Origin of the sequence: Mesorhizobium sp. M7A.F.Ca.CA.001.10.2.1 (assembly GCF_003998575.1) — a bacterium.
GTDB lineage: Bacteria > Pseudomonadota > Alphaproteobacteria > Rhizobiales > Rhizobiaceae > Mesorhizobium.
This window is the reverse complement of record NZ_RZQY01000339.1, coordinates 1-6,379: the sequence shown is the minus strand read 5'-3', so window position 1 is coordinate 6,379 and position 6,379 is coordinate 1. Positions and strand designations below refer to the sequence as shown.

Genomic DNA, 6,379 nt, shown 5'->3' with positions numbered 1-6,379 from the left:
GGCCTGTGGAAGGTGCTGCCGAATTTGCCGAGCGCATGCAGCAGGCCGGAGGTCGCCGCAAGCAATGGATCGCCGAGCAGCAACAGGGCAATGCCGAGCCCGATCGCCCCCAGGCCCGACAGGAAGTCGCCCAGACGGTTGAGGGCAGGATCGGGAGCATCCGGCCTTGCCCAGGCCCGGTGATAGGCCTCGCCGCCCCAGAAGAAGACCAGGGTGGTCAAGGTCAGCGCAACAGTGCCATGGCTGCCAGCGAAATATTCGATCACCGCCATGGTGACGCTGCTTCCCTCATGCAAGCCGACCGGCGCGGTGGCAATCTGGATGGCGAGACCGACAATGAGGCCGAGCGCGTTACCGCTGTTGTAATAGCCGCCCGGTCCCTTCATGCGGGCGCGAAGCGCCGATACCAAATGTGCGATAGGAAGAAGGATCGTCCGCGCGTCCATCACTGCGCCCCCACGACAAGTCCTGCCGCCATCGGCAAGGCCACCGCCGCCTGGCTGATCGACGCCACTGGCCCCGTGTCGGGCGGCAGCCGGGGCCGGAATAGGTTTCGCATCACCGGCAAGGGTCATCACATTCCTCCACTGGACCTGAATTGTTGGGGTGACGATCGCCTGCCCAATTTGCGGCGGCAGCTGCAAAGGCAGGGGCCCCGTCGAAGGATTGAACCGAAGCGGTTCGCAAGGACGTGCGTGCCTGCGGCGCTCGGTTCGACAGTGCCACGGACAGGATCGCACCCAGAATGATGGCGGCACCCAATGCGCTCGCGGACGAGCTCCGCTCGCCGAGAAAGATCGCCGCGCCCAGCGCCCCGAAAACGCTTTCTGCGCTGACGATCACGGCGGCGTGGCTGGCCGGCGTAAAGCGGAGGGCAACCGTCTGTATGCCGAAAGCAATCGCAGTGGAGAACACGCCGAGGATCGCCAGTTCCGGGCCGGCTGCGAATGCGGCGGCCAACGACAGATTGCCTTGCATTGCGCCGAGCGGCAGGGCGAAGGCTGCGGCGCCGAAGAACTGTGTCGCGGCTGCGGTGAACGGCCGCGCATGCACCTGCATGTGCCGGCCCAGCTCGACTGCCCAGAGCGCATAGCAGGCAGCCGAGAGGACAGCGGTGAGATCGCCACTGCTGAACCCGGCAATCCCATCCGACAACAGCAGGGCTCCAACAACGGTCAGCCCGGCGGCGACCGTGAGACTCGCTGTCGGACGTTCGCCTACGAGAAACCAGGCGGCCAGCGGTGTCATTACCGTTGCCGTGCTGACCAGGAAGCTCGCATTGGTGACGGAGGCGCCGAGATAGCAAAGCTGCTGGAGCGTGATGGAGATGGCAAACAGCGCGCACACCTTGGCCAAGCTGGAAAAATAGTCCGGCCCGAGCGGAAGCCGCCTCTCCATCAAGACAAAGGGCAACACAAGCAGGCCGCCGATCAGGCAGCGCAGACCCACCGCACTCAGCGCGTCGAGATGCACAAGCACCATCTTTTGCGAGACATTGCCGAAGCCCCACAAAGCGGCTGCGAATAGCAGCAGCAAATTGGCTCTTGTCCTGGACACGCGTCCCCCTCGAACCAAGCCTTTCGTTGACTTGGTCACTTTAATTTAGCAAAGCCTAAACAGCCTGCCGTTACGGCAGCGCTTGAGCGCGAAGGCCGACTGTTGCGAAGCGTTAGTTTTGAGTTAGGATTTCGTCAGGCTGGGATAGCAAATGCAAAGTGAGGATAGGGGCGCTGCAAATAGAATCTCACTCTTCGGCGGTTTCCGGATTGAAAATGAAACGACCGGTCCGCTTCGGCTGACCGGGAAACGAGGGCCGGCAATCATCGCCTATCTGGCCCGGTGTCCGGGCATGGCGGCGACGCGGGAGAGGCTGGCTGACCTCCTATGGGGCGACAGCGACGGCGAACATTCGCGCAACAGCCTTCGGCAAGCCCTCAGTGTCCTGCGCCAGGATCTGGCGCGAGAAGGGGTGGATCTCATCCATTCCAGCGGTGAGCTGATCGCCCTGAGGCCAGAGGCCTTTCAAGTCGACGTGGAGAAGTTCGAAACGGGTCTCTCGGCCCGTTCCGCTCAGGACCTCGCGAAGGCCTTGGCGAACTACACCGGGCCCTTCCTCGACGGGCTTTATCTGGGAAGCAATGCGTTCGATGACTGGATCACATCGGAACGCGACAGGCTGCTCGGCCGCGCGCTTGAGTCCTTCGAAAAACTGGCCCGTCTCGTCGACGCCGATGCCGGGCTGATCCTGGCCGATCGTATTGTGACCATGGAACCGACACGGGAAGAATCCTATCGGCTCAAGATGGAATTGCTGCTCGCATGCGGGCAACGCGACAGGGCAATCAGGACATACGAAGCCTGCAGAAGCATGCTGAAGAAGGAGTTCGGCGTCGAAGCCGGCCCTGAAACGCGGGCGCTTTGGCAATCTCTGTTGCTTGCCGCCGATGACGCTTCAAATGTGCAGTCGACAAGTGGTGTTCCGGCCAGCCAGCGCCTTGGGCGTCCGTCCATCAGCGTTGCCGACTTCGTCAATCTGACTGGAAAGCAAGGCGATGACTTTTTCGCCAAGGGACTTGTCCAGGACATCACGACGGCCCTTTCCGAAGTGGCCGACTATGTCGTGCTCGCCGCGCTTCCGCCCGAGAAGAGCGGCCCGGGCGAAGAAGCCAAGACGCCAGGGATACTCCGGGCGCGATATATGCTCAGCGGCAGTGTCCAGAGATCCGGCAATGGGTTGAGGGTGAATGTCCAGCTCGTCGATGCCGCCGGCGGCCACCACGTCTGGGCCCAGAAGTTCGACGGCCACTCCGAGAACGCGCTCGAATTCCAGGACAGGATCGCACAGTCTGTTGTTCTTGCCGTGATCCTCGAACTTCAACTGACCAACTGGAAGGTTCGAGACAAAAGCCCGCCGGGTACCCCTGAAGTGCGCAGGCTGGTCAACGAAGCTCTCATGAAATATTTTGAGATGACTCGGGACTCACTTTTGGTCGGGATAGAGCTTGCCGAGAAGGCCTTCTCGATAGGTCCCGACAACGCCCGTGCAAAGCGGACGCTCTCGATCGTAATATCCATGGGCGTGGCGTTTGGTGCACTGCCTCGGGAGCGAGGGGTGATCGAGCGTGCGGTCGAGCTTGCGGAAGCGGCGGTGCGGGCGGTACCGGACGATGAAATTGCTCGATGTATCTTGTCGTTCGCTCTCGAAAGTTGCGGTCGTATCGACGAGGCGATCGCCGAATGCCGCCACGCGATCAGCCTCAACCCGAGCTACCCGACTGGCCACGGCGATATTTCGATGCTCTTTGCATTGCGCGGACAGGTCGACGAAGCGGTGCGTGAGGCCAACGAAGCAATCCGGCTCGGAACGCACGATGTCATCGACTTCTGGCGCCACCACGGCCTGGTTGTGGCGCTCTTCGCTGGCGGAGACAACCAGCGGGCGCTCGAAGCCGCCCGCAAAGTGGTCAGGACAAAGCCGGGCTTCGTTCGCGGCGCCCTTTATTGGGCCGCGACCGCGTCGGCCACCGGGAACAACGAAGAAGCGTCCCGGGCCATCCACCATTGCCTGTCACAACTTCCGCATCTCAATCTGAGCAATGTCTGCCCTGGCTTTGTGCCGCGCTATGTGAAGGATCATCACCATTCCCGGTTCCTTGAGATGCTGTCGAGGGCTGGCCTCCCCGGCTCCTAGCCACATCATTGGCGTAGACACCGGCATACGAAGCTGGAGGCTTCCGTCCTCCGCCCAGGCATCGAAAGCAGATAACGCGTTGGCATTTCCGGCCAGGTCGACCTATAAGCTACCCTGCGATTGAGGTATTCGGCGCCGCACGCCGTCGCGCCGGCCAGGGCATTCGGCCGATTTGCGGCGGGGGCTGTCATGGCAGGCGATAGCGTTCACGCGACGCGTGCCCAAACTTTATTGAAGCTATGAAGATGCAACATTATCAAAGGTTTAGGATAGCCATAGCCCCTGGATGGGGCAGATAGATAAGTAATATCAGATAGTTACTGGAGCCCGTGTGCAAAAATCGCACACGAAAGTTCACCTTCTCTTCTTTTCGTTCCCGCGATGCCGCCGCCGACAACCGTTTTTGCCGCTCTCCTGCCGACCATTTCGACCGCTACCATGCGATGTTCGCCGGGGTATCCGTGAACCTCATTGTCTACTGCAGCATCCCGTTTGCCTGGGGACCTGTAAGCTTTCCGTACTTTCGGCCTCGCGCCGCCACCGAATTGTGGGCACATATGAAAGCAGTCGGAATGCATGATTCAAGTGTGCGACAAGCGTGATCGGTGCGCTCACCCATCGCAATTTGTATAGGGCGGCAACACCTCATCGAGCCTGGTGTGCATTGGGCGGGACTTGACGTTCGCAGTTTTGGTTCGCTACGGCTCGTTTTGGTTCGCTACGGCTCCCCAGGCCGAAAGAAATGCAACTACGAGTTGCCGATTCAAAACTACGCCAGAACCTTCCGTCAAGACGCGCATGCGTGACCGCGAGCGCGGAGCGCATCGAATTGGCCGGCGGGCCTGAGCCATCATTTGCCCGTGATAAGGGTGAAGTGCGAACGCGCGAGCTCACTGAGATCGGAATTCCCAGCAGCTATCTGGCCCGTGTGTGCGACGAGGGGCTGCTCAGCAAGGTTGGCTGTAGAATCTACCGCGCCATAGAACGCGAGGTGGGATCATTAGATGTTGGCCAAGCCGTGGTTTGCGGAGAGCATTCTTGACGTCGTTAACACGCTGGAACAGGGCCGTGCTCATGCACTTCCGCCCGGCCTATGTGGCCAAAAGGTTCGCCCGGTCACCCTCGCATCCGGACAGGGTGGTGACCTTCGCGCCGCAGCCGCTGGAGCGGCCAAAGGGCTAGGACGCCGCTCCCATCCATCAGGTCCAGGCAGCGAAATCCTTGAAACCGTGTCCGGTCACAATGCAGATCACGGTATCGCTCGATCCGATTGAGCCTTTTATGAACAGATCCCGGGCAGCAGCGAGAGAGGTCGCGCCCGTCGGTTCACAGAAAAGACCGGCTTTGTGCGCCAAGTCGATCATCGCCGCGCGAATATCCGCATCTCCGACGGCGTAAGCAACGCCCTTGCTCGCGCGGACAAGCGAAAGCGTCAGGCTGCCTTCCTCGGGATAGCCCAGCAACGGGTCCGAAATGCCCGAAGCGATCGTCTTGGGGCTCTCCCAGCTATCAACCTCGATTTTTCCGTCCTCGAAGGCCCTTGCTATCGGAGCACAGCCGTCAGACTGCGCCGCGATCAGGCGAGGCACTTTGCCAGCCCTATCCATGAAGCCCTGAAAGACGCCTTTAACCAACGGTCCGGAACTTGTCGGGATGGCGATCCAATCGGGTCCGACGCCTTCCATCTGCTCATGGAGTTCCTGCCCGATCAGCCGCAAGGCATCTACGCCATAAGGATTCAGATAGGTCGTCGTCAGGTTTGCATAGCCGGTCTCGGCGCAACGTAGTCTGGCATGTTCAAACGCGTTTCCGTAATGGCCGGGCACTTGCTCAAGCATGGCGCCATAGGCGAGAATCTGCGCCAGCTTGCCACGCGGCGTCGTATCCGGGCAGACGATGATGGCGGGAATTCCGACATTCGCGGCATAGCAAGCGGCAGCGGCACCGGCGTTGCCGCTCGACGCACTGACGATCCCCTTCGCTCCAAGCGCGATCGCCTGGCTCAATGCCGCTGCCACAAGGCGGTCCTTGAAGGAGCCGGATGGATTGCGGGTTTCGTCCTTGACGAGCAACCGGCCTCTGAAGCCGACGTGGAGGAGATCGGATCTGAGTTCTCGAAGCGGCGTGCCGCCTTCTCCAAGAGTAATATCATCTGCGACGAAGTCAGCTCTGAGCCAGCCGCGCCCTTCCGGTTTTTGACGCGTGACCTCCAGTATGCCGCCGCAATCGGGACAACGGTAGACCAGGGTCGGCGGCCGGGTGGCATTGCAAGCGATGCAGCGCAGCCTCAGTTGCCGGGACGGGGTTTCGGCCCCCGGAAGAACCGCGAGCGTCATTGCATCATTCCGCGCGCTGCGACAGGGAAGACGCATTCGACCCGTTTGCCGCGCATGCCGACATACCAGTCATAGCGGTCGACCGTTGGATCGCAATGGCCGGGAACGAGACGCAGCGTTTCTCCGATGGCAAGGCTTCCGGGATCCGAACGCAGGATGAGCGAACCGTGCTCGTCGGATGCGCCGGCATAGTCGATATCCTGCCTGGCGTGAATGAGAGGAAGTCCGCTGTCGATAGCAATCCCCTTGTGGCCGCAGTCCAGAACCGCGATGCCGTGACGGGCCGCACTCATGACGGTGCTCAGCACGAACAGCGATTGTTCGAAATCGGGAGCGGGACGATTTCGTGCAT

General features: G+C 61.0%; 3 protein-coding genes and 2 pseudogenes. 1 reads left to right on the top strand and 4 read right to left on the bottom strand.

Annotated features, from left to right (window positions below; translation table 11 throughout):
• Both EN964_RS20860 and EN964_RS20855 read right to left on the bottom strand, forming a co-directional pair.
• Positions 1-446, bottom strand: a pseudogene (locus EN964_RS20860) (hypothetical protein); the annotation flags it as partial.
• 112 nt (positions 447-558) lie between these two features.
• Positions 559-1,557: a DMT family transporter gene (locus EN964_RS20855; protein WP_127267725.1), complete on the bottom strand. Its 999-nt coding sequence runs from the start codon at positions 1,555-1,557 to the stop codon at positions 559-561.
• Between the two features lie 151 nt (positions 1,558-1,708).
• Between EN964_RS20855 and EN964_RS20850 the strand changes: the two genes are divergently transcribed.
• Positions 1,709-3,691 carry a BTAD domain-containing putative transcriptional regulator gene (locus tag EN964_RS20850; protein WP_127270355.1) on the top strand — a complete coding sequence of 661 codons (1,983 nt, stop codon included), beginning with the start codon at positions 1,709-1,711 and terminating at the stop codon, positions 3,689-3,691.
• Positions 3,692-4,890: 1,199 nt separating this feature from the next.
• On the opposite strand, the gene EN964_RS20845 is transcribed toward EN964_RS20850, so the two are convergent.
• A complete protein-coding gene (locus EN964_RS20845; RefSeq protein WP_127270354.1) occupies positions 4,891-6,027 on the bottom strand; it encodes a pyridoxal-phosphate dependent enzyme in 1,137 nt (378 codons plus the stop codon).
• Positions 6,024-6,379 (bottom strand): annotated as a pseudogene (locus tag EN964_RS20840) (DSD1 family PLP-dependent enzyme); the annotation flags it as partial. The gene EN964_RS20845 and the pseudogene EN964_RS20840, both read right to left, overlap by 4 nt.

Coding starts and splice junctions, on each gene's coding strand:
- EN964_RS20850 (WP_127270355.1), top strand. CDS start 1,709: ATGCAAAGTGAGGATAGGGGCGCTGCAAATAGAATCTCACTCTTCGGC.
- EN964_RS20845 (WP_127270354.1), bottom strand. CDS start 6,027: ATGACGCTCGCGGTTCTTCCGGGGGCCGAAACCCCGTCCCGGCAACTG.